This is a genomic window from Streptomyces sp. NPDC059456 (genome assembly GCF_042750055.1).
Taxonomy (GTDB): domain Bacteria; phylum Actinomycetota; class Actinomycetes; order Streptomycetales; family Streptomycetaceae; genus Streptomyces.
On sequence record NZ_JBHYVA010000839.1, the window covers coordinates 1 to 3,243 of the forward strand.

The window sequence follows — 3,243 nt, forward strand, 5'->3', positions numbered from 1 at the left end:
CGGCCTGAGGCGGCGGGGGCCGCGGCGCGCCACGGCCCCCGCCGCTACTGCTGCACCTTCAGGATCTTGCCGAGCACGCTGTCCGGCAGCAGATCGTTGCACTGGAGCTCCGCCGACTTCGTGAGGGCGTCCTCGCGGCAGACGTAGAAGTCCTTGTAGGCCAGCTGGAGACCGTACGAGGTCATGGCCAGCAGGATCGCCAGCGAGGCGGTGACCAGGCCGCCGATCGCCGCCGTCCGCTGGGGGCGGGCCGCCGGTCCGAGGGCCGCGAGGCCGCCCTGGGCGGCAGGGGCGGCCGGAGCGCCGGAGGTCAGGTCCTCCGCGGTGGTCCGGGCCGCCGCCGCGGGCTTCCCGCGCAGGCCGCTGATCCCCCAGTACAGGGCGAGCGCGCCGAGCAGCAGTCCCACCGACGGGATCCCGAAGATCCCGAAGAAGAAGCCCCACATCCCGGCCAGCAGCGCGTACCGGGCGCGCCGCTGGATCGGGTCCGTCGGGTCCCAGCGCACGGGCCCCCCGGAGGCGGAACCGGGGTCCTCGCCCGGGCGGCCCCCGCCGTCGCCACCGCTGCGCGGCTGCCACGGCTGGTCGGGCCGGCCTTCCGGGGGAGCCGCGAAGGGGTTGTCGTCGGTGGAGGAGTCGGGCTGGCGGCGGTCCGGCATCGAGTGCGTTACTTCCCCTGTGTCGTGGACGTCGAAGTACGTCGTGGCGTCGGTCGTGAGCGTCGTATGCGGCGTGTATGCCAGACGCTACCCCTCACCCGTCCCCCCGTCCCTCGGGGGCTGTCCGGTGTGCCGGTATCGTTGCAGGCGGTCGGCGGCTTCGTAGGGTCCCCCGTATCCGGGGGCGTCCTGGTTTCGTCTGATCACACAAGATGTACGGAAGCATTCCCGCAGAAAGGGCCTCCCATGGCCGCCTCCCGCCTGGTCGTGCTGGTCTCCGGTTCCGGCACCAACCTCCAGGCCCTGCTCGACGCCATCGACGCCCATCCCGGCGGATCCGAGGGCTTCGGTGCCGAAGTCGTCGCCGTGGGAGCCGACCGCGAGAACATCGTCGGCCTGGAGCGGGCCGAGAAGGCGGGCATCCCCACCTTCGTGTGCCCGGTCAAGGCCTACGGGACCCGTGAGGAGTGGGACGCCGCGCTGACCGCGGCGACCGCCGCCCACGAGCCGGACCTCGTCGTGTCCGCCGGGTTCATGAAGATCGTGGGCGCGTCGTTCATCGGCCGCTTCGGCGGCCGCTTCATCAACACGCACCCCGCCCTCCTCCCGGCCTTCCCCGGCGCCCACGGCGTACGGGACGCCCTCGCCTACGGCGCGAAGGTCACCGGCTGCACGGTCCACTTCGTGGACGCCGGCGTGGACACCGGTCCGATCATCGCCCAGGGTGTGGTCGAGGTCCGGGACGAGGACGACGAAGCCGCTCTGCACGAGCGCATCAAGGAAGTCGAGCGCCAGCTGCTCGTCGACGTCGTGGGGCGCCTGGCCCGGCACGGCTACCGCATTGAGGGACGAAAGGTAACGATCCAGTGACCGCCGTAGAGAGCAGCACCACCTCGTCGAAGCGACCGATCAGGCGCGCGCTCGTCAGTGTCTACGACAAGACGGGACTGGAGGAGCTGGCCCGCGGCCTGCACGAGGCGGGCGTCTCGCTCGTCTCCACCGGCTCCACCGCCTCCAAGATCGCCGCCGCCGGTGTGCCCGTCACCAAGGTCGAGGAGCTCACCGGCTTCCCCGAGTGCCTGGACGGCCGGGTCAAGACCCTGCACCCGCGCGTGCACGCCGGCATCCTCGCCGACCTGCGCCTGGAGGACCACCGGAGCCAGCTCGCCGAGCTCGGCGTCGAGCCGTTCGACCTGGTGATCGTCAACCTGTACCCGTTCCGGGAGACCGTCGCCTCGGGCGCGACCCCCGACGAGTGCGTCGAGCAGATCGACATCGGCGGCCCGTCGATGGTCCGCGCCGCCGCCAAGAACCACCCCTCGGTCGCCGTCGTCACCAGCCCCGCGCGGTACGCCGACGTCCTCGCCGCGGCCCAGGGCGGCGGCTTCGACCTCACCGCGCGCAAGCGGCTGGCGGCCGAGGCCTTCCAGCACACCGCCGCGTACGACGTCGCCGTGGCCTCCTGGTTCACGAATGCGTACGCCCCGGAGCCGGAGGCCGTCCTGCCCGAGTTCCTGGCCGGCGCGTGGGACCGCAAGTCCACCCTCCGCTACGGCGAGAACCCGCACCAGGCCGCCGCCCTGTACACCGACGGGCAGCCGGGCGGGCTCGCCAACGCCGAGCAGCTGCACGGCAAGGAGATGTCCTTCAACAACTACGTGGACACCGAGGCCGCCCGCCGCGCCGCGTACGACCACGACGAGCCCTGCGTCGCGATCATCAAGCACGCCAACCCGTGCGGCATCGCCGTGGACCAGGACGTGGCCGCCGCGCACCGCAAGGCCCACGCCTGCGACCCGCTGTCGGCCTTCGGCGGCGTCATCGCCGTCAACCGCCCGGTGACCGTCGAGCTCGCCGAGCAGGTCGCGGAGATCTTCACCGAGGTCATCGCCGCCCCGGCGTACGAGGACGGCGCGGTCGAGATCCTCGCCAAGAAGAAGAACATCCGCGTCCTCAAGGTCGACGGCACCCCGCACCAGCCGGGCGACCTGAAGCCGATCTCCGGCGGCGCACTGCTCCAGCAGAGCGACCTCTTCCAGGCCGAGGGCGACGACCCGCAGAACTGGACCCTGGCCACCGGTGACGCGCTGTCCGCGGAGGAGCTCGCCGAGCTCGCCTTCGCGTGGAAGGCCTGCCGGGCCGTCAAGTCCAACGCGATCCTGCTCGCCAAGGACGGTGCCTCGGTCGGCGTCGGCATGGGCCAGGTCAACCGCGTCGACTCGGCGAAGCTCGCCGTCGAGCGGGCGGGCGCCGAGCGCGCGCAGGGTTCGTACGCCGCCTCCGACGCCTTCTTCCCCTTCCCCGACGGGCTGGAGATCCTGACCGCCGCGGGCATCAAGGCCGTGGTCCAGCCGGGCGGTTCGGTCCGTGACGAGCAGGTCGTCGAGGCGGCCAAGGCGGCCGGCGTGACCATGTACTTCACCGGGACCCGGCACTTCTTCCACTGAGCCGGTACGGCCACCGGGCCGGCCCCTTCACCGGGGGCCGGCACTCCGGGCACGGGGGGGGGGGGGGGCGCCCCCCCCCCCCACGCGGGGGGGGGGCGGGGCGGGGGGTGGCGGACGCACGCCGCGGCGGAGGGGCC

At 72.9% G+C, this 3,243-nt stretch carries 3 protein-coding genes; 2 read left to right on the top strand and 1 reads right to left on the bottom strand.

Annotation, left to right across the window (positions count from 1 at the left end; genetic code table 11):
- Window positions 1-44 precede the first annotated feature (44 nt).
- Window positions 45-659: a hypothetical protein gene (locus tag ACFXA3_RS39330; RefSeq protein ID WP_385195684.1), complete on the bottom strand. Its 615-nt coding sequence runs from the start codon at window positions 657-659 to the stop codon at window positions 45-47.
- A 246-nt stretch (window positions 660-905) separates the two neighbouring features.
- Here ACFXA3_RS39330 and purN point away from each other — a divergent pair, with 246 nt between their 5' ends.
- Together purN and purH are read left to right on the top strand one after the other, a co-directional pair.
- Window positions 906-1,529: a phosphoribosylglycinamide formyltransferase gene (purN, locus tag ACFXA3_RS39335; RefSeq protein ID WP_385195687.1), complete on the top strand. Its 624-nt coding sequence runs from the start codon at window positions 906-908 to the stop codon at window positions 1,527-1,529.
- The gene (purH, locus tag ACFXA3_RS39340; protein WP_385195689.1) at window positions 1,526-3,106 is read left to right on the top strand and encodes a bifunctional phosphoribosylaminoimidazolecarboxamide formyltransferase/IMP cyclohydrolase; all 1,581 of its coding nucleotides are present in this window, start codon (window positions 1,526-1,528) and stop codon (window positions 3,104-3,106) included. The genes purN and purH overlap by 4 nt, the downstream gene beginning before the upstream one ends.
- Window positions 3,107-3,243 lie beyond the last annotated feature (137 nt).